The organism is Streptomyces sp. NPDC102514 (assembly GCF_055584525.1).
In genome coordinates this window covers 598,964-618,040 of record NZ_JBVJLW010000001.1, presented here as the reverse complement: position 1 = coordinate 618,040, position 19,077 = coordinate 598,964, and the positions used below count along the sequence as shown (strand labels likewise).

The following is a 19,077-nucleotide window of genomic DNA, read 5'->3' as shown; positions in this document are numbered from 1 at the left end:
TTTTCCTCAGTGCTGGTCGAGCGGGTGGTCGGGCAGGACGCCGTGTACGGCGCGGGTGATGAGGGCGAGCGAGTGGGCGCCCGCGTCGGCGGTGCCCAGGGACTTCTCGGCGTGCGGCCGGGCGCGGCCCTTGCGGGGCAGCAGGTCGGCGGTGGCGGCTGCCGCCTTCTCGGCGGTGACGGCGGCGCGCTGCCAGGACTCGGTGAGCGGCAGGCCCTCGCCCGCGGCCTCGGCGAGGGTGTCGGCGAAGGGCACGAGCACGTCGACCATCGTCTTGTCGCCGACCTCGGCGCCGCCCAGGCGGCGTACGGCGTCGGAGGCGTCGGAGACTCCCCCGGCGACCACGGTCGCGGTGGGGGCGTCCTGGTCGCCGAGGCGCGTACCGAGGGAGCGCAGGATGGTGCCCCACAGGGCGCCGGAGGTGCCGCCGGCCTTGTCGGCCCAGGCGTCTCCGGCGTGGATGAGAACGGTTCCGGCGCCGGCGCCCAGGTCGTGGGCGCGAACTGCCGCCTCCAGAGCGGCCGTTGTGCCGCGTTGCATGCCGATGCCGTGGTCGCCGTCGCCGGCCACCGCGTCGATGCGGCCGAGTTCGTCGGCGTGTGTGTCGACGATGTCGGCGACGGCGTTCAGGGCCGCCAGGACATGGGCGGCCGAGGCACGGGACTCCTCGGTGGCGTCCGGGACGCGGGTGTCGTCGATGTCCTCGACGTACGGCGCCGCCGCCTCGGCCGCCGGCTCCTGCGCGAGGGGGGCGCCCTTGCGGTAGGCCGGGGTGTCGGCCGGAGCGCGCCACAGCTGCTCGAGCCGGTCGTCGAGCCAGGTCAGCGTGAGGGACACGCCGGCCATGTCGAAGCTGGTGACGAGTTCGCCGACCTCCGGGTCGACGATGTCCACGCCCGCGTCGCCGAGCAGGGCGGCGACCTTGCGGTAGACGACGAACAGTTCCTCGTACTTGACCGAGCCCAGGCCGTTGAGTATCACGGCGGCGCGCTGTCCGGCGGGTGTGCCGACGCCCTCGGGGAGTTCCTTGAGGAGGGCGGTGACCATGAGCCGGGCCGCCTCGTCGGCGGTCGGCAGGGACTCCTCGCCGATGCCGGGCTCCCCGTGGATGCCGAGGCCGACGGCCATCCGGGCCTCGGGGACGGTGAAGAGGGGGTGGTCGGCGCCGGGCAGGGTGCAGCCGGAGAAGGCGATGCCGAAGGAGCGGGTGCGGGCGTTGGCGTGTTCGGCCGTGCGCAGCACCTCGTCCAGCGGCAGTCCCTCCTCGGCCGCGGCGGACGCCGCCTTGAAGACGGGCAGGTCGCCGGCGATGCCGCGGCGCTTGGCGGACTCCTCCGGCGCGGCGGAGGAGATGTCGTCGGTGACGGCGAAGGTGCGGGCCTCGATGCCGTCGCCGGCCAGGCGTTCGGCGGCCTGTCCGAAGTGGAGGACGTCGCCCGCGTAGTTGCCGTACATCAGCAGGACGCCCGCGCCGCCGTCGGCGGACCGTGCCACGGAGCGGATCTGCTGGGCGGAGGGCGAGGCGAATACGTTGCCCACGGCGGCGCCGTGCGCGAGGCCCCGGCCGACCAGTCCGGAGAAGGCGGGGTAGTGGCCCGATCCGCCGCCGACGACGACGGCGACCTGCCCGGCGGGGGTTCCGGCGGCGCGGACGACACCTCCGGTGACGGGGCGCACCCAGCCGCGGTGGGCGGCGGCGAAGCCTTCGAGGGCCTCGTCGGCGAAGGCCGCGGGGTCGTTGAAGAGCCGGGTCATCGGAGGGCCTCCATGGGCTTGTTCTCTGCTGCGGGGGCCGGTTCCGCGGTGCCGCCCCGGGCGGAGAGCCAGATCATCAGGACCGCGGACAGGAGCATGAAGAAGCCGACCAGGTAGAGCGGCACGTAGTAGGCGCCGGTCCAGTCCTTGAGCCAGCCGGTGATGTAGCTGGACGCGAATCCGGCGACGTTGCCCGCGGTGTTGATCAGGGCGATACCGGCGGCTGCCGCGGCTCCGGTCAGGAAGCGGGAGGGTACGGACCAGAAGACGGGCAGGGCCGCGAAGATGGAACACGCGGTCACGGTGATCACCGCGACCGTGGCGGCCGGGGAGCCCATGTAGAGGGCGAGCGGGATGGTGACACCGCCGACCACGGCGGGTCCGGCCACATGCCAGACGCGGGTGCCGTGCTTGGTGGCGTGGCGTGTCCAGAAGAAGAGGACGATCGCGGCGGGCAGGTACGGGATCGCGGTGATCCAGGCCTTGTCCATCACGCTGAACGTGGTGTCGTACTGCTCCTGGAAGCCGTCGATGATCGTCGGCAGGAAGAAGGCCAGGGCGTACAGGCCGTAGACGAAGCCGAAGTAGACCATCGCCAGGATCCAGACGCGGCCGTTGGTGAAGGCCTTCTTGAGGTCTCCCTTGGCGTGCTTGTCGTCCTGGCCGGTCTTCTGCGCGTTCTCCGCGGCGAGCTCCTCGGTCAGCCAGTCGCGCTCGGCGGGCGTGAGCCACTTCGCGTCGGCGGGCTTGTCGATGAGGTAGAACCACGCGATGACGCCCAGGATGATGGCGGGCACCGACACGAACAGGAACATCACGCGCCAGCCCTCAAGGCCGAACAGTCCGTGGTGGCCGATGAGCCAGCCCGCCAGCGGGGCGCCGAGGACGGTGGTCAGCGGCTGCGCCAGGTAGAAGAGCCCGAGGATCTTGGTGCGGTGCCGTGAGGGCACCCACTGGCTGAGGAAGAGGATCGCTCCGGGGAAGAAGCCCGCTTCCGCCACACCGAGCAGGAACCGCAGGGTGTAGAGCTGGCCCGTGCTGTCCACCCAGGTGAACAGGAGGGAGACGATGCCCCAGGTCACCATGATCCGGGCCAGCCAGCGGCGGGCACCGAAGCGGTGCAGGGCCATGTTGCTGGGGACCTCGAGCACGATGTAACCGAGGAAGAAGATCCCGGACGCGAAGCCGAACTGGGCGGCGGTGAGCGCCAGGTCCTGGCCCATGCCGTTCGGCTCGGCGAATGAAACGGCTGTGCGGTCCAGGTAGTTCACGAAGAACATCAGTGCCACGAACGGTACGAGGCGGACTGAGACCTTCTTGATGGCAGTTCTTTCGACTGCCGCGGATGGCGTGTCGGCAACCATGGCGACTCCTCGGCTCGCCCGGACAGCTCCGTCCGGGGTGGGTCAGGCCGGACGGCTCGCCGCAGGGGCGGCCGACCGGAACGGTTTCACGCTATGCCGACTCCTCAAATTGGTCACCAATTTACCAATGTGAGGACGGTCTCATCTTCGACCCTCTCGCAACTCTTGACAAACCCGTCCTTCGGCACGGCTGGATCGCTGAAGAACCGGCTGGTCAGCCCCTTGGGCGTCGTATCTGGTTGACTGGTGACCGTGACCAGTCAGCCCGACGAACAGACCTCCGGGGCCGCCCCCGACCTCGCCCAACTCCTGCGCCCCGTGGTGCGCGAGTCCTCCGTCAGCGAGGTCGCCAAGCGGCTCCTCGACCACCTGTCGGCGGGCGACATCAAGCCCGGTACGCGCCTGCCCGCCGAGCGCCAGCTCGCCGAGGCACTCGGCGTCGCCCGCTCCAGCGTCCGCGGCGCGCTGTCCGCGCTGGACGTCCTCGGCATCATCGAGATCCGGCCCGGCTCGGGCTCGTACGTGCGCGAGGGCACGTCGGAGTTCCTGCCCCGGGCGATCAACTGGGGACTGATGCTGGGGCAGCGGCGTACGCAGGACCTGGTGGAGGTGCGTACGTACCTGGAGGCGGTGTCGGCCCGGCTGGCCGCGGAGCGCGCCACGGACGAGGACCTGGCGCGCCTGGAGGAGCATCTTCAGCACATGCGGGCGGCCGGGGGCGACGCCAAGGCCTTCATCGACGCCGACATCGACTTCCACCTGGAACTGGCCCGCATCGCACGCAACAGTGTGCTGAGCGACATCCTGCACAGCATCCGGGCGCTGCTCCAGGTGTGGATGGAACGGGTCAGCGACATCGAGGGCACGGTCAGCGGGACGCTGTGTGAGCATGACGCGGTGCTGCAGGCGTTGCGGGCGCGGGACCCCGAGGCGGCGGATCGGGCGATGGCCGACCACATGGTGATGGCCAGCCGCAGGCTCCGGGAGTCCGTGGACGCGGAGACCTCGTAGTCACCTCGGCCCCACTGCGGCGAACGCACAGGATCGCGCAGTTCCCCGCGCCCCCATGAGGCGCGTCCCCGGGTACGGCAAAGTCGTGGCGGGCGTACACGATTGCGCAGTTCCCCCGCGCCCCTCAAAGGGCGCGCCCCCGGCCTTTAGGGGCGCGGGGAACTGCGCGACCAGCCACCGTCAGCCCGCAGACGAAAACCCCTCGGTCAGCCCCCGGCTTTTAGGGGCGCAGGGAACTGCGCGACCAGCCACCGTCAGCCCGCAGACGAAAACCCCTCGGTCAGCCCCCGGCTTTTAGGGGCGCGGGGAACTGCGCGGTCAGCCAGCGTCGGGCCGCGGATGAAAAGCGGTCGATCAGTCCCCCGGTCACGGGATGAGGCGGCGTTCCTTCGCCACGGACACCGCGCCCGCCCGTGTGTCGACACCGAGCTTGTCGTAGATGCGGCCCAGGTGCGTCTTCACCGTCGCCTCGCTGATGAACAGCGCACGGGCGATGTCCCGGTTGCCGAGCCCCTGGGCGAGCTGCCCGAGGATGTCCCGCTCACGCCCGGTCAGCGCGGGCGGCGGTGTGCGCAGATTGGCCATGACCCGGCTGGCCACGGGCGGCGACAGCGTCGTACGCCCCTGCGCCGCCGCGCGGATCGCCGCGAACAGTTCCTCCGGCCGCTCGGCCTTCAGCAGATACCCCGTCGCCCCGGCCTCGATCGCCCGCGTGATGTCCGCGTCGGTGTCGTACGTGGTCAGCACGAGGACGTGCGGGGCGGCGGGCCCGCCGGTCAGCCGGCGGGTCGTCGCCACGCCGTCCATGCCCTCGCCGAGCTGCAGATCCATCAGCACCACGTCGGGGTTCAGCCGCGCGGCCAGGGCGAGCGCCTCCTCCCCGGTGCCCGCCTGGCCCACCACCTCGATGTCGGGTTCGCTGTCGAGCAGGGCGAGCAGCCCGGCGCGTACGACGGCGTGGTCGTCGCAGACCAGGAGGCGTACGGGCAGGTCGGTCATCGCGGCGTCTCCTCGGTGTGCGGGGCGACCGGGACGGTGGCGGTCAGTACGGCGCCCTCCCCCGGCGTGGACTCGATCGTCAGCGTGCCACCGAGCTGCCGTACCCGGGCCCGCATCGCCCGGATCCCGTGTCCGCGCTCGCCGGACGGAGCATCGGTGACGGCGGCGGGGTCGAAACCGCGCCCGTTGTCGGCGACGTCCAGGACCACCTGGTCGTCGAGCCGGGTGAGCGTGAGCGCGGTGGCCGTGGCGCCCGAGTGCTCCCGGATGTTGGCGAGCGCGCCCTGGGCGATCCGCAGGAGCGCGGACTGCGCGCGGTCGGGCAACGGAACCGTACGTCCGCCACCGCCACCGCCACCATCACCATCACGGTCGTCGTCACCGTCGATGTGGACGCGGACGCTCAGCCCGGCATCCGACTCACGCGCCGCGAGCGTGCGCAGCGCGGCTTCGAGGCCGCCGCCCCTGGCGAGGTCGGCCGGCGCGAGGTCGTGCACGAAACGGCGCGCCTCGGCGAGGTTGTGCTCGGTGACGGACGTGGCGGTACGGAGGTGCTCACGGGCCTTTGCCGGGTCGGTGTCCCAGGTCCGCAGCGCGGCCTGGAGCAGCATCTGCTGACTGGACAGCCCTTGGGCGAGGGTGTCGTGGATCTCCATGGACAGCCGCTGGCGCTCGGCGAGGACACCCTCACGGCGCTCGGTGGCCGCCAGCTCCCGGCGCGTGCCGATCAGGTCGTCGATGAGCGCGCGCTGCCGGGCCGCCTGCCGCCGCATGTGCACGAAGACCGCGGTGGCGAGGGTGGCGACGGCCACGGGCCCGACGACCAGGTCGAGGCTGAACCGCGGCGCCAGAGCGAGCTGCGCGGAGACGACGAGGAGCGTGAGGAACGCGACGAGGAGGTACGCGGCGACGGGCGGCAGGGCGCGCAGCGCGGCGTAGAACAGCGGCACCGCCACCCACGCGAAGCTCGGCGCGCCGACGACGAGCACCGCCCAGGTGGCGACGACCGCCCCCAGCCGGATCAGCCGTGGCGCGGGGGGCCATGAGCCCCGGCCGTGCGACGGAGATGGCCTGCGGGGTGCTTCGTCGGTCAGGACCGTGTCGATCGCGTAGAGGACCGCCAGTACGACGGCCAGACCGATCACCCAGGGAGCGCGCGGCTCCTCGGCGTGGCGCTGGACGAAACGGGTCAGGGAGGTGGCCAGCAGCACGAAGAAGACGACATGCATGACCAGGGCCAGCCGGCGCTCGTCCGGATCGCCGGCGGGAACCGCCTCGCCAGGATGCGGCCCCGGGGGCGAACCGCTCTGATCGGACCGCACGTGAGCCTCCTGAACTGCTCCTGATCTGCTTCTGAACTGGGTAAACACCTCCATTGTTGCCCAACGGGACGGTCCGGGGGTCAACCGATCGGTTGATGCCCGTGTCGGCCGTTCCGCGCGCCGCGTGCAGCCGATGCACCGACCGTCGGGCGCCGTGCCCGGACCCACGATGGATGACGGAGAAGGACGGCCCGCCGCACAGCAGGGGCCGCCACCTCCACCCCTACACATCCATCCGCACACCTTGAGGAATGGGCAGCCATGAAGCACGTCAAGAAGGTCTCCCGCCGTACCCGCGTCGTCACCGGCGGCGCCCTCGTCGCCGCCGTCACCCTCGGCGGCATCGGCGCCTGGTCGGCGAGCGCCACGTCGGTGCCCGCCGCCCAGGCAGCGGTGAAGGCCGACGCCTCGAACAAGAACCTGACGCAGTCCACCCGGCTGACGGCCGACGCCGCGAGCCGGGCCGCGCAGGCGGCGCTCGACGCGGCGCGCAAGGACAACCAGCGCGTCTCCGTCGCCGTCGTCGACCGCGACGGCAACACCGTGGTGACCCTGCGCGGCGACGGCGCAGGACCGCAGTCGTACGAGTCCGCCGTGAAGAAGGCGTACACGGCGGTGTCGTGGAACGCGCCGACGTCCGAGCTGGTCAAGCGCCTGGAGCAGGCCCCGAACCTGAAGGACATCCCGGGCACCCTGTTCCTCGCGGGCGGGGCGCCGGTCCCCGCGAAGGGCGCGCCGATCGCGGGCGTCGGCGTGGCGGGCGCGCCCTCGGGCGACCTCGACGAGAAGTACGCCCGGGCCGGGGTCACGGCACTGGACAAGTAGGTTCCGGGCTGCCCGTGGGCTCCTGACTGCCGGTTGGTTTCCGGCGGCCCCAAATCCAGTCGTCCGCCCGGTCGTCGACCGGCTACCGTGCTCGCGTGATGACCGCCGACGACGTACTGTCCGTGCTCGCCGCGTTGCGTGCGGAAGCCGTCGACGTCTGGGTGGGCGGGGGTTGGGGCATCGACGCTCTCGTCGGGGAAGAGACTCGTGAGCACCGCGACCTGGACCTGATGCACCGGACGGACCAGGAGCGGATGGTCGTGGCGGCCCTCGCGGAGGCCGGATTCGCCGAGACGGTGGACTGGCGTCCCGTGCGGTTCGTGGTCATGGACCCGCACGGTCGCGAGATCGATCTGCACCCGCTGGTCTTCGCGGCGGACGGGTCCGCGGTGCAGGCCTCCCTGGACCCGCACCGCCCGTTCGCGTACCCCGCCCGGTGCTTCGTCAGCGGCACGATCCGGGGGACGACCGTCCCGTGTCTGTCGGCCGAGCAGCAGGTCTACTTCCACCAGGGGTACGAGCCGGCCGACCGCGACCGTCATGACATGGCTCAGCTACGGCGGGCCTTCGGCGTCGCCACCCACTTCTGACCCGCCGCCGGCCGGGGTGCCGTCAACTCCGCAGCCACACCGCCGTGTCGGAGGGCAGCCTGCCGTCGGCGTCCAGTGGCCCGCTGGAGAGAAGCACCTCCGTGTGGTCCGGCAGGGCGGCCGGGCCGTCGGCGAGATTCACCACGCAGAGGAGGTCCGGGGAGCGGCGGAAGGTGAGGACGCCGTCGTCGGAGGGCAGCCATCGCAGGGGGCCGTCGCCGAGGGCCGGGTCGGCGCGGCGCAGTTCCAGTGCGGCGCGGTAGAGGTTGAGCATGGAGTGGGGGTCGTCGGCCTGGTGGTCGGCGGCGTAGGCGGCCCAGCCCTCGGGCTGCGGCAGCCAGGGTTCGACCGCCGAGCCGAACCCCGCGTACGGGGCGTCGGCCGTCCAGGGCAGCGGGACCCGGCAGCCGTCGCGGCCCGGGTCGGTGCCGCCGGAGCGGAAGTGCATCGGGTCCTGGATGCGGTCCCGGGGGATCTCCGCCTCGGGCAGGCCCAGCTCCTCCCCCTGATAGAGGTAGACGGAGCCGGGCAGGGCGAGGGTGAGCAGGGCGGCGGCGCGTGCCCTGCGGGTGCCGAGTCGCAGGTCGGTCGGTGTGCCGTAGGTCTTGGTGGCGAAGTCGAAGCCGGTGTCCTGACGCCCGTAGCGGGTGACCGTGCGGGTGACGTCGTGGTTGCACAGCACCCAGGTGGCCGGGGCGCCGACCGGGGCGTGTTCGGCGAGGGTGTCGTCGATGGCCGCGCGCAGCCTGTCCGCGTCCCAAGGGCAGGACAGGAAGCTGAAGTTGAAGGCGGTGTGCAGTTCGTCGGGGCGCAGGTAGCGGGCGAAGCGCTCGGAGTCCGGCAGCCACACCTCACCGACGAAGACACCCCCGTACTCGTCGGCGATGCGCCGCCAGGAGCGGTAGATCTCGTGCAGGTCGTCCCGGTCGATGTACGGGTGGGGGTCGCGGCCCTCCACGAACTCGGGCAGGTCGGGGTCCTTGGCGGGCAGTGCGGCGGAATCGATGCGCACGCCCGCCACTCCGCGCTCGAACCAGAACCGCAATACCTCCTCGTGCTCCTCCCGCACGGCGGGGTGGGCCCAGTTGAGGTCGGGCTGCTGCGGGGTGAAGAGGTGCAGGTACCACTCGCCGTCCTCGACCCGGGTCCAGGTCTGGCCGGAGAACTGCGAGGGCCAGTCGTTGGGCGGGAGTTCGCCGTGTTCGCCGCGGCCGGGGCGGAAGTGGAAGAGCTTGCGTTCGGGGCTGCCGGGTCCCGCGGCAAGTGCGGCCCTGAACCAGGCGTGCTGGTCGGAGACGTGGTTGGGGACGATGTCCACGATGGTGCGGATGCCGAGACCGCGGGCCTCGGCGATGAGCTGTTCGGCCTCGGCGAGGTCTCCGAAGGCCGGGTCGATGGTGCGGTAGTCGGCGACGTCGTAGCCGCCGTCGGCGAGCGGGGACAGGTACCAGGGGGTGAACCAGATCGCGTCGACGCCCAGTTCGGCGAGGTAGGGCAATCTCGACCGGACGCCCGCGAGGTCCCCGGTGCCGTCACCGTCGCCGTCGGCGAAGCTGCGCGGATACACCTGGTAGATGGCGGCACCGCGCCACCAGTCGTCGGTGTGTCCGGGGGGCGTTGCGGGCTGAGGGGCTGCCACGTGTCGGTCCTTTCGGGGCAGGGGTGGTTCTCCGCCGCCGCCCCGGACAGCGAGGCGTCGGGAACGGGGCGGCGGCGGAGGATCGGTGGGGGCACCTGCGTGGTGTTCGCTGTGGACGGCGCCCGGACTGCGGGGAGCGCCCAGACTTCTCGTGCGTGAACTGCCTCTGCTCGGTCAGCCCTTGAGGCCGCCGGCCGTCAGTCCGCTCATGATGTTGCGCTGGAAGATGAGGAAGAGGATGAGCGTGGGCAGGGACGCGATGGTCAGGGAGGCGATCAGGACGTTCTCGGGCACGCTGGTCGCCAGGGAGTAGATGCCGACGGCGAGGGTCTGTTTCGACGGGTCGGGCAGGACCAGCATCGGCCAGAGGAAGTCCTTCCAGACGCCGACGACGGCGAAGATGGACACCACACCGAGGATGGGCCGGGAGACCGGCAGCACGATGGACCACAGGACGCGCAGGGGGCCCGCCCCGTCCATCGAGGCCGCGTCGAGCAGTTCCTTGGGGATCGAGTCGAAGAACCGCTTGAGCAGGAAGATGTTGAAGGCGTTGGTGACCGACGGGAGCCAGATCGCCCAGGGCGAGTTGAGCAGGTTGCGTTGGACGATGGGTACGTCCAGCGCGGTGAGGTACTGCGGTACGACGAGGACGGTCGCCGGGATCATGAGGGTGGCGAGCATCAGGCCGAGGATCATCTTGCCGAGTACGGGCCGCAGTTTGGACAGCGAGTAGGCGGCGGCGACGTCGAGCACCAGCTGGAAGGCGAGCGCGCCGAACGCGTAGTAGAGGGTGTTCATCAGGAGTTTGGCCAGGTCCATCACCTCCCAGGCGCGCTTGTAGTTCTCCGGGTGGACGGAGCCCGGCACCCAGGTGGGCGGGGTCTGGACGGCTTCCTGGGTGGTCTTGAGTCCGCTGGACACCATCCAGTACAGCGGGCCGAGGAAGGCCAGTGTGAACAGGACGACGACGAGCGCGAAGGCCACCCAGTACAGGGCCTTGCCGCGCGGGCGGGCCAGTTGGGCGGGTGAGATCAGCGTGCGAGTGGACATGTGCGTGTCTCCCCCGGTCCTAGTCCTGGTCGGCGCGGTTGAGTTTGGTGTAGACGGCCGAGAAGCCGGCCAGCAGGACGAGCAGGACCAGGCCGAGGGCCGCCGCGGCACCGTAGTTGTTGAAGTTGAAGGCGTACTGGTAGATCAGGTAGACGACGGTGGTGGTGGAGCCCTCGGGGCCGGCGCCGCCGGTGAGCAGGAACGGCTCGATGAAGACCTGCATGGTGGCGATGATCTGCATGAGGAGCATCAGCAGCAGGATGAGCCGGGTCTGCGGGACGGTGACGTGCCAGACCTTGCGGAACAGTCCCGCGCCGTCGAGTTCGGCGGCCTCGTACAGTTCGCCGGGTACGCCCTGGAGCGCGGCGAGGTAGATGAGTGTCGCGCCGCCCATGTTCATCCAGGTCGAGGCGACGACCACCGAGAGCATCGCGGTGTCCGGGTCCTGGAGCCACTGCTGGGCGGGGACGCCGAAGACGCCGAGTATCTCGTTGAACATGCCGTACCCGGGGTCGTACAGGTACTTGAAGAGCAGGACCGACGCCGTCGGCGGGAGCATCACCGGCAAGTAGACCAGCAGTCTCAAGTAGCCCTGGCCGTGCCGGAACTCATTGATGATCAGGGCGGTGACGAACGGGACGACGAAGCCGAGGAGCAGGGCCAGCACCGTGAACCACAGGGTGTTGCGCCAGGCCTGGCCGAAGGCCGGGTCGTTCCAGACGGTGACGAAGTTGTCCCAGCCCACCCAGCTGACGTCGCCGTCCTCGGTCTTCTGGAAGGCGAGGAGGAACTCCCGGACGATCGGGTACCAGGAGAAGAAGGCGAAGCACAGCACCGCTCCGATGAGGAAGCCGTGGGCGGTGAGGTTGCGGCGCAGGGTCTTGCCGAACCCGCCGTCCGGGAGGTGCGGCGCCCCCGTGCGGGGCTTGCGGGGACGGCGGTCCTTGACCGCCGGGTCCTTGGTGAGGGTGGGGGCCGACATGCTCGCTCCTTGACGTGCTGCGGCGGCGCGCGGGCGGGCCGGGCGGTGGTGTCACCCGCCCGGCCGCCGCACGGTCACTGGGTGGCGAGGACTTGGTTGACCTGGGACTCGGCGGTGGACAAAAGCTTGTCGATGTCGGCGTCCTTGTTGGTGAGGATGCCCGACATGACGTTGTCGAGGACCTTGTAGATCTCCTGGGCCTTCGGCGGTTCGGCCTTGCCCGGGACGGGGTTGTCGGTGAAGGCCTTGAAGTTCTCCACCGGCATGGTGGCGAACTCCTTGCGGGCCGCGTCGTCCTTGGACTTGGAGCCGTTCAGCCACAGGTTGGGCTGCGGGAGCCCCACGGGCAGGTCATCCGCCTTGGAGCGCTGCCAGTCGTACTGGCCCTTGCCGACCGTGGTGAACTTGAAGTTCAGCCAGGCGATGGAGGCCTTGACCTTGTCGGCCGAAATACCCTGCTTGATCATGTAGTTGTTTCCGCCGGCGAGGGTGTTCTCTCCGCCCGGGATGGGTCCCATGCCGAAGTTCTCGTACTTGGCGCCGAGTTGCTGGACCATGTACGTGACGTCGTCGGGCGCGGCGAGGAACATGCCCAGCTTGTCGGTGGCGATCTGCTTCTGGAGGTCGCCCCACTTCAGCAGCTGGGTCTTGCCCATGGAGTCGTCGTCCCAGCGCATGGCGTGCAGGTTCTCGGCGACCTGCTTGCCGGTGTCGTCGTTGAAGGCGGCCTTCTTGCCGCTCGCGTCGACGACATCGCCCCCGAGGCTGTACATCTGCGCGGTGAAGTGCCAGCCACCGGTGTTGGCCGCGCTGTACTCGCCGAATCCGGCGACACCGCCGCCGAGGCCCGCGATCTTCTTGGCCGCGGTACGGACGTCCGCCCAGGTCGCCGGCGGGGCGTCGGGGTCGAGGCCGGCGTCCTTGAAGAGCTTGCGGTTGATGAGCAGGCCCATGCGGTAGTTGCTGGTGGGCAGGCCGTAGAGCTTGCCGTCCTTCTTCAGCGAGCCCAGGACGTCGGGGTCGATGTCCTTCAGCAGCGGGACGCTCTTGTCGTTGACGTACGCGGTGATGTCCTGGGCGCCGTCGTTGTCGAGGACCTGGGGCAGGTCGGTGAAGTACGTGTAGAACACGTCGGGCTGGGACTTCGCCTTGAGCATCGCGGTGAAGCGCGGCGGTTCCAGACACTGGCCCGGCGTGGAACGGCCGTTGACGGTGACGTTCGGGTACTTCTTGTTGAACTCCTTGACGTCCTCGTTCCACTGCTTGAGCTCGGCCGCCTTCGCCGCGGGGGGCATGCAGTCGATGGAGATGGACACCTTCGTCTTCGGGTCCAGCGGTGCGGCGGGATCGGCTTTCGCGCCGTTGCCGGAGCCGTTGTCGCCGTCGTCGCCGCTGCTGCTCGTACCGCAGGCGGCGAGTGCCGTCAGCGTGAGCGCGGAAGCGAGGGTGACCGCGCCGACGCGGCGGGTGCGGCGGAACCGAGCTCTTCTCATGGGTGGTCCCCTTCGGGCATGAACGTGGAAGGCGCCCTCATCGCCGGTGCGATGTGGGGCGCCGCACACTCAACCACCGCGAACAGATGACCGCAATATCTCGCGCAGCTTTCGTAAATGTTTGACAGAAAGATGGATACGGTTGATCTCAGGGAGCCTCAGGGGAGGAGTGCGCGCGCAAGCAAAAGCGCGGTGAGGCCGGGGTCGGCCTCACCGCGCTTCGGCCGCAAGGGCCGGCTCAGCGTCGTACGGACTAGTCCCGAGGAGCCTGTGTCGTGGAGCCGCGAACCACCAGTTCCGGCTCGAACAGCAGCTCGCCGGGCTGGACTTCGGCGCCCTGGATCTGGGCGCACAGCAGGTCCACGGCGGCCCGCCCCATGGCCTCGACGGGCTGGCGGACCGTGGTCAGCGGGGGCTCGGTGCAGTTCATGAAGGCGGAGTCGTCGTAGCCGACGACCGAGACCTGCTCGGGCACCGCGAGGCCCCGCCTGCGGGCGGCACGGATGGCGCCGAGCGCGAGCGGGTCGCTGGCGCAGACGACGCCGGTGATACCACGGTCCAGCAGGCGGGTGGTGGCCGCCTGGCCGCCCTCCAGGGAGAACATCGACCGCTCCACGTACGTGTCGGGCAGAGAGCCGCCGGCCGCTTCCGCGGCGACCCGGGCGGCGGCCAGCTTGCGCCGGGAGGGGATGTGGTCGCTCGGGCCGAGGACCACGCCGATGCGCTCGTGCCCCAGCAGGGTCAGGTGGCGCCACGCCTGTTCGACCGCCACGGCGTCGTCGCAGGAGACGCACGGGAAGTCGAGCCCCTCGATCGGGGCGTTGATGAGCACGACCGGGATACGCCGCTCGGCGAGCTGCCGGTAGTGGTCGTGCGGCGCGTCCGCCTGGGCGAACAGGCCGCCGCCCGCGAACACCACACCGGAGACGTGCTGCTGGAGCAGCAGCTCCACGTAGTCCGCCTCGGAGACGCCGCCCTTGGTCTGGGTGCACAGCACCGGGGTGAGCCCCTGCTGGGCCAGCGCGCCGCCGATGACCTCGGCGAACAGGGGGAAGATCGGGTTCTGCAGTTCGGGCAGGACCAGGCCGACCAGACGCGCCCGCTCGCCGCGCAGCTGGGTGGGACGCTCGTAGCCGAGGACGTCCAGCGCGGTGAGCACGGACTGCCGGGTGCTGTCCGACACTCCGGGCTTGCCGTTGAGGACCCGGCTGACCGTGGCCTCGCTGACTCCAACCTTCTTGGCTACCTGAGCAAGTCGTCGCGTCATGAGCGCAAGGCTAGCGCAAGCCGCGCAAACGGCTTGCGCCAGCCTTGTGGGCCTCCTTTCGGGCGCCGTCCCCTATCTCGCCGGGATCACGTCAGGGGTTGATGTTGATCTTGAAGGTGGAGGTGGTGTTCCGTACGTCCACGGCGTTGCCGTTGAAGCGCAGGCCGTTGAAGGTGACCTCGCCGACCGCCGGACCCTGACCCTGTTCGGGCAGCTCGTTGGCCCACAGTCCGAAGCCGGACTTCGCGTCGTAGGCGTCCCCGCTCTTGCGGGCGCCCGTCACCGAGATGTCGGTGAGGATCGTGTCCTTGATCGGGTTGATGGGCCGCCCGCCGGCGTCGTACTGGGTCTGGAACATGATTCCGCTGTAGGTCGGGTCCACGATGTCCACGTCGTTGACGCGGATGCCCTGGAAGACCTTGGAGGCGGAGAACAGCCAGATGCCGGGGAAGGTCTGGTTGCCCCAGAAGTGGCCGCCGGAGCGGACCACGGAGACGTTCTCGACGGTCGTCGGAGAGGTGCCGAACCCATTCATCGGATAGCCGAAGTCCAGCGAGCTGATCGTGATGCCCGAGTAGACCAGGGTGTCGGCGATGTGGATGTTGCGGAACGTGTTGTCGTAGCCGCCGTAGACGGCGATGCCCGCGGCCCGCCAGGTGAGAATCGAGGTCAGGTTCTCGTAGAGGTTGTCCTTCATGTCGGCGCCGCCCGCGTCGATCGCGGAGAACAGCGCGAAGCTGTCGTCGCCGGAGGCCCGGGACTCGTTGTTGACCACCCGGTTGTCCGTCGAGCCGTTGGTCATGTTGATGCCGTCGGCGAACGTGTTGCGGATCCGTGCGTCACTGATCGTCACCCGGTCGGTGTTGGCGCCCCAGTAGAGGCAGATCATGTGCTCGGTCCAGGTGTTGTCGATGACCATGTCCGACACGTTGGCGAAGTCGAACACCTTGCCCGGCCCGTCGATGCGGGAGGTGTAGTTGCCGAAGTAGGCGAAGTTCTTGAACGAGGATCCCTTCGCGGTGTTCTCGGCCCGGAACCCGATGTCGGTGTTGTCCTGACCCGACGGGGCGTGGAACTGCGTGTACCAGGGCCCGGCTCCGACCACCTGCACGGCCTTGCCGTACACCTGGAACTTGCTCGACGTCTCGTAGTCGCCCGGCGGGAGATAGACACCGGTGAGCTTGCCGGTGGTGTCCATCCGCACCCGGTCGAGGGCGTTCTGCACGTCCTGGTGCCCGAAACCGGCCGGGACGGCGTACGCGGCCGGGTCCGGGTTGGCGACCGGTGAGACCTGCTCCAGGCTGACGAAGTCGATCGCATACTTGGAGGTGTTGGCCGTGTCCTTCTGCAGCCGGATCTTCGCGCCCTCCGGCACGGTCTCGCCCAGCATCAGGTGTGCCTCGTCGTAGATGTGCCTCGGGGCTCCCGCGGACGGTGAGTTGCCGGGACCGGCCTCCGCCCCGTACAGCCAGGCGTACTTCGAGGTGAGCGACAGCGCCTTGCGGAAGGTGCCGTTGACGTAGACGTTGAGGGTGGCGTCGGTCCCGCCGCCGCCCGCGGAGTCCGGGATGGAGAAGCGGGTGACCAGGGTGTTAGTGGCGGCCTTGGTGGTGAACTCCACGTATTCACCGGTGCTGTTGAGGGTGACCGCCTTGCGGCCGGACGCCTCGCCCGCGAGGTCGCCGACGGTCCGGTTGGGTCCGACCGTCGCCGCGCCGCCGCCGGTCGCGCCGTCCTCGGCCTCGTACATGTCGTAGGGCATGTTGGCGCCGCGTCCGACGAACAGGGACTGGCTCGCGGTGTTGTTCTCCCGCTTGACCGGGAGTTCGTTGGCGTCGGCGGCGACCGTGGTGCGTACCGTGTACGAGCCGTTGGCGGCGGTCCAGGTGCCGAGTGTGACGGCGCCGGTGGTGGCTCCGGCGGCGATCGTGCCGTCGTAGGAGCCGGTCAGGGTCTTCACGGTGGCGCCCTTGGAGTCGACCAGGGTGACCGTGAGACCGTGCGCGCCGCCCGCCGAGGCGGTGGTGCCCTGGTTGCGTACGGCGGCCTTGAAGGTGACGGTGTCGCCGTCCGCGGGGCCGGACGGTGTGGTGGTCAGCACCGGCACGAGGTCGGAGCTGGAGACCGGGCGCACGACGAGTGAAGTGGGGCTGGTGTAGGTGTTGTTGGTCTCGTTCTGCTCGATGACGGCGTCGGCTTCGTCGGCCACGGCGCTGAGCTGGTAGGTGCCCGCGTCGCGTGCCCCGATGGAGGCGCTGACGGTCCGTGTCGCGCCGGCCGCGAGGGCGGCGACGGACGCGGTGGCGACCTTGGTGCCGCCCAGCCGCAGTGCGACCGCGCTGGCGGGTGCGGCGGCCTCGCCGCTGTTGCGGACGGTGGCGGTCAGGGTGATCTCGTCGGACTCGACCGGGGAGGCCGGGGACGCGGTGAGTGCGGTGACCTCGAGGTCCGGGTTGGGCGCGGCGGTGCCGATCACCTGGAACTCGGCGAGCTGCCCGGCCGGGGCACCCGTGTTGGAGGTGAAGCGGAGCTGCACGTCGGCGACGCGCGCGGTGACGGGCACGGTGACGCTGTTGCCGCTGGAGGGGTTGAAGGCGTAGTCCTTCGCGGCGACCAGACTCGTATAACCGGAGGCGTCCTGCTCGCGGCCGAGGACCTGGATGTTCTGGGTGCGGGCGCCCCAGGAGCTGTCGGGGTTGAGCTTGAGGACGAGCGAGGAGACGTCGGCGTTGGCGCCGAGCTTCACGGTGAGGGTGGCGGGGTGGCCGGAGCCCTCCCAGTAGGTGGAGGTGCTGTTGTCGTTGGCGTTCTCGGCGGCGAAGGTGTGCACGGTCGAGGAGGCCGTGATCGGTTTGCCGACCGCGAGGTTGGAGCCGGGGCCCGAAGTGCCGTTGCGGGTCACGGTGTTGCTGTCGCCGGAGACGTTCCCGGCCGCGTCCTTGGCCCGCACGAAGTAGGAGACCGTGACGCTCGCGGAACGGTTGTCGGTGTACGTGGTGACCGTGCCGCCGACCGTGGTGAGCAGGCTGTTGTTGGCGTACACCTCGTAGCCGGTGACGCCGCTGTTGTCGCTGGAGGCGTTCCAGGCGAGACGGATCTGCCCGGCGGCCGGTTCGGTGAGGGCCAGGTTCGCGGGCGCGGTGGGTGCCTGGGTGTCCCCGCTGTCGCCGCGGCGGGTGACGGTGTTGCTGTTCCCGGAGACGTTCCCGGCGGCGTCCTTGGCCCGTACGAAGTAGGAGACCGTGGCGTTGCCGGGGCGGTTGTCGGTGTAGGTGGTGACCGTGCCCGCGACGCTGGTCAGCAGCTCGTTGTTGGCGTACACGTCGTAGCCGGTGACGCCGGTGTTGTCGTCGGACGCCTTCCAGGTCAGCTTGATCTGGCCGGTGGCGGGCTCGGTGTAGGCGAGGTCCGCGGGCGCGCTCGGCGCCTGGGTGTCACCGGTCGCCGGGCCGTAGACCTCCAGCTCGGACAACTGGGCCGCGGGCTGAACGGTGTTGGCGGTGACCAGGACGCGTACGTACCGGGTGGTGGTCGCGTCGAAGGAGATCGTCACCGAGTTGCCGTCGCCCGGCGCGAAGGCATAGGCCTTGGACGCGGTCAGGTCGGTGAAGTCGGTGCCGTTGGCGCTGCCCTGGATCTTCAGGGTCTGGCTGCGGGCGCCCCAGCCGTCGGGCAGACGCAGCACGACCCGGTTGACGCGCACGGAAGAGGCCAGGTCCGCCTGGATCCACTGCGGCAGGTCGTTGTTGCGGCTCTCCCAGTAACTGGCCTTGTTGCCGTCGGCCGCGTTGGCCGGCACATAGGTCTCGTTGTGACTCGCGGCGGTGAGGGTACGGCCGCGGGCCAGGTTCGCCGAGGAGTCACCGGCCTCGCGGACCTCCAGCTCGGAGAGCTGGGCTGCCTGCCAGCCGGTGTTGGCGGTGATCTCGATCCGCACATGCCGGGCCTGGGCGGCGGGGAAGGTCACCGTCACGGTGTTGGCGCTGCCGGGGCTGAAGGCGTACGACGCGGAGGTCTTGAGGGTGGTGAAGCTGGTGCCGTCCGCGCTGCCCTGCACGGACAGGGTCTGGCTGCGGCTCTCCCAGCCGGCCGGCAGTCGCAGCACCACCTCGTCCACGCGGGCGGTGACGCCGAGGTCCGCCTGGACCCACTGGGGGAAGGTGCTCCCGGCGCTCTGCCAGTACGTTCCCTGGTTGCCGTCGGTGATGTTGTTCGCGGCGTATTCGGCGTGGGCGCTGCTGGCGGTGGCGGGCCGTCCGGCGGCGAGGTTGGGCCCGGCGGCCTCCGCGGCGGAGGTCAGCGCCGGCCAGCCCAGCAGGAGCAGGGCGGTGGAGAGAACGGCGGCTATCCCCCGCCATCCCCGGCGTTGCGGTCTCATATGTCCCCGATCTCCGTCCCGGTCCGGAGGTGGGCGGCCCCGGGGCGGCTGTGTGGGTGGGTTTCCGTGGGGGTCGGCGCATCGCGCTTCAATGTGCGGTGAAGAGCACTCTCTTTTGCGTCGATCGATCAGAGAGTTGCAGACGGCTGGCAGTACGTCTATGGCGTGAGCATGTCCGAAACGCAACCCTGCGGCCCGCCCCCACCTGCTGCGGCACCGGGCCAGCGGCTTTCGTGCGGACTGTCGAAAAACGCAAGTGGGACCGCAAGCGATGCAAGCCGCTTACACGTCAACTACCGGTAGTACCGGGACCGTTGACAAAGTGGAGACAGGCTAGAAACCTGTGGGCGTAGTTTCCGCAAAGAATCGACTGAGCAGCTCAATTTACGTGCAAGGCCGGTG

13 protein-coding genes are annotated in these 19,077 nt (G+C 70.0%); 3 read left to right on the top strand and 10 right to left on the bottom strand.

The genetic code is table 11. The features are described from left to right. Positions 1-6: 6 nt before the first annotated feature. A complete protein-coding gene (locus ACZ60E_RS02865) occupies positions 7-1,755 on the bottom strand; it encodes a dihydroxyacetone kinase family protein (protein ID WP_469437361.1) in 1,749 nt (582 codons plus the stop codon). Further along, positions 1,752-3,119 (bottom strand): MFS transporter, encoded by a 1,368-nt coding sequence (locus ACZ60E_RS02860; RefSeq protein ID WP_469437359.1) that lies wholly within the window; start codon positions 3,117-3,119, stop codon positions 1,752-1,754. Before ACZ60E_RS02860 ends, ACZ60E_RS02865 begins: the two co-directional genes overlap by 4 nt. A 246-nt stretch (positions 3,120-3,365) precedes the next feature. Here ACZ60E_RS02860 and ACZ60E_RS02855 point away from each other — a divergent pair, with 246 nt between their 5' ends. Then, positions 3,366-4,130: a FadR/GntR family transcriptional regulator gene (locus ACZ60E_RS02855; RefSeq protein ID WP_469437357.1), complete on the top strand. Its 765-nt coding sequence runs from the start codon at positions 3,366-3,368 to the stop codon at positions 4,128-4,130. Between the two features lie 366 nt (positions 4,131-4,496). Here ACZ60E_RS02855 and ACZ60E_RS02850 read toward each other — a convergent pair whose 3' ends face one another. Further along, positions 4,497-5,129 carry a response regulator gene (locus tag ACZ60E_RS02850; protein ID WP_453790110.1) on the bottom strand — a complete coding sequence of 211 codons (633 nt, stop codon included), beginning with the start codon at positions 5,127-5,129 and terminating at the stop codon, positions 4,497-4,499. Further along, positions 5,126-6,358, bottom strand: a complete 1,233-nt coding sequence (locus ACZ60E_RS02845) for a sensor histidine kinase (RefSeq protein WP_469438315.1) — start codon at positions 6,356-6,358, stop codon at positions 5,126-5,128. Before ACZ60E_RS02845 ends, ACZ60E_RS02850 begins: the two co-directional genes overlap by 4 nt. Before the next feature lie 354 nt (positions 6,359-6,712). Between ACZ60E_RS02845 and ACZ60E_RS02840 the strand changes: the two genes are divergently transcribed. Both ACZ60E_RS02840 and ACZ60E_RS02835 read left to right on the top strand, forming a co-directional pair. After that, on the top strand, positions 6,713-7,276 hold the full coding sequence (locus ACZ60E_RS02840; RefSeq protein WP_469437355.1) for a GlcG/HbpS family heme-binding protein: 564 nt from the start codon (positions 6,713-6,715) through the stop codon (positions 7,274-7,276). A gap of 98 nt (positions 7,277-7,374) precedes the next feature. After that, complete coding sequence (locus ACZ60E_RS02835; RefSeq protein WP_469438313.1) at positions 7,375-7,866, top strand: nucleotidyltransferase domain-containing protein; 492 nt, start codon at positions 7,375-7,377, stop codon at positions 7,864-7,866. A gap of 22 nt (positions 7,867-7,888) precedes the next feature. On the opposite strand, the gene ACZ60E_RS02830 is transcribed toward ACZ60E_RS02835, so the two are convergent. The 6 genes from ACZ60E_RS02830 to ACZ60E_RS02805 form a co-directional block, all read right to left on the bottom strand. After that, positions 7,889-9,505 (bottom strand): glycoside hydrolase family 13 protein, encoded by a 1,617-nt coding sequence (locus ACZ60E_RS02830; protein WP_384797109.1) that lies wholly within the window; start codon positions 9,503-9,505, stop codon positions 7,889-7,891. Positions 9,506-9,679: 174 nt separating this feature from the next. Further along, positions 9,680-10,555 (bottom strand): carbohydrate ABC transporter permease, encoded by an 876-nt coding sequence (locus tag ACZ60E_RS02825; RefSeq protein ID WP_453790112.1) that lies wholly within the window; start codon positions 10,553-10,555, stop codon positions 9,680-9,682. A 19-nt stretch (positions 10,556-10,574) separates the two neighbouring features. Continuing rightward, positions 10,575-11,537 carry a carbohydrate ABC transporter permease gene (locus tag ACZ60E_RS02820; RefSeq protein ID WP_366783755.1) on the bottom strand — a complete coding sequence of 321 codons (963 nt, stop codon included), beginning with the start codon at positions 11,535-11,537 and terminating at the stop codon, positions 10,575-10,577. A gap of 74 nt (positions 11,538-11,611) precedes the next feature. Beyond that, positions 11,612-13,030 carry an ABC transporter substrate-binding protein gene (locus ACZ60E_RS02815; RefSeq protein WP_384797103.1) on the bottom strand — a complete coding sequence of 473 codons (1,419 nt, stop codon included), beginning with the start codon at positions 13,028-13,030 and terminating at the stop codon, positions 11,612-11,614. Positions 13,031-13,283: 253 nt separating this feature from the next. Then, positions 13,284-14,297, bottom strand: coding sequence for a LacI family DNA-binding transcriptional regulator (locus ACZ60E_RS02810; RefSeq protein WP_469437351.1), 1,014 nt, complete (start codon positions 14,295-14,297; stop codon positions 13,284-13,286). A gap of 91 nt (positions 14,298-14,388) precedes the next feature. Continuing rightward, positions 14,389-18,675: a discoidin domain-containing protein gene (locus ACZ60E_RS02805; RefSeq protein WP_469437348.1), complete on the bottom strand. Its 4,287-nt coding sequence runs from the start codon at positions 18,673-18,675 to the stop codon at positions 14,389-14,391. Between the last annotated feature and the right edge of the window lie 402 nt (positions 18,676-19,077).